Genomic DNA, 956 nt, shown 5'->3' with positions numbered 1-956 from the left:
TCTCCAGGATGAGCGCGGGCCATCCCGAACTGCCGCCGCAATCCGCTGTCCTGCCTGCCGTCCGAAATCCGTTCGCCTCGTAGAAGGCGATCGCCGCCGCATTCGCCTGCTCGACCTCCAGACGCAGCGTCCGCATCTGCGGAAAACTGGCCTCGACTTCGTCGAGCAGCGCCTGGCCGATCCCTTGCCGCTGACAATCCGGAGATACGTGGAGCTGGTTCAGAAGGACGATCTTCGGGTCGGTGGTGGCGGTCGCGAAAGTCATGCCGCCAAGCCGCTTGCCATCGTCAGCGACCAGGAATTCGGAATTCGGCCGGGCCAGCTGCGCCTTGAGCGAAGCAAGAGAATGCCAGTCGTCGGTGATCGCCGTTACATGCTCGGCGCCGTAAATGGCGTCATAGATCGCATACCACGTCTCGACCAGCAGCGCGCGGATCGCAACAAGATCGTGCTCGCTGGCGGTGCGGACGAACATCGCTCTATTCGATGCCGAGCTTGGCCTTGACCAGCTCGTTGACCGCCTGCGGGTTCGCCTTGCCGCCGGTCGCCTTCATCACCTGGCCGACGAACCAGCCGGCCATGGTCGGCTTGGCGCGCGCCTGCTCGGCCTTGTCCGGATTGGCGGCGATGACCTCGTCGACCGCCTTCTCGATGGCGCCGGTGTCTGTCACCTGCTTCATGCCGCGGCTTTCGACCAGTTGGCGCGGATCACCGCCCTCGTTCCAGACGATCTCGAACAGGTCCTTGGCGATCTTGCCGGAGATCGTGCCCTCCTTGATCAGGTCGACGACGGTACCGAGCTGCTCAGGCGAAAGCGGAGCGTTTTCAATATCTTTGCCAGCCTTGTTGAGAGCGCCCAGCAGGTCGTTGATGACCCAGTTGGCGGCAAGCTTGCCGTCGCGCCCCGAGGCCACCTTCTCGAAATAGTCGGCGATCGGCTTTTCCGAGACCAGCAC

The 956-nt window shown here is 63.4% G+C and carries 1 protein-coding gene and 1 pseudogene; both read right to left on the bottom strand.

Annotated elements, in window-relative coordinates; translation table 11 throughout:
• Positions 1-475 (bottom strand): GNAT family N-acetyltransferase (locus EOA60_RS34830; protein WP_128312722.1); only part of this gene is annotated, 475 nt, incomplete at its 3' end.
• 4 nt (positions 476-479) lie between these two features.
• Positions 480-956 (bottom strand): annotated as a pseudogene (gene gatB, locus EOA60_RS34825) (Asp-tRNA(Asn)/Glu-tRNA(Gln) amidotransferase GatCAB subunit B); the annotation flags it as partial.

The organism is Mesorhizobium sp. M1A.F.Ca.IN.020.06.1.1, from assembly GCF_004023265.1.
Taxonomy (GTDB): Bacteria; Pseudomonadota; Alphaproteobacteria; order Rhizobiales; family Rhizobiaceae; genus Mesorhizobium.
This window is presented reverse-complemented; position numbering and strand designations above follow the sequence as displayed.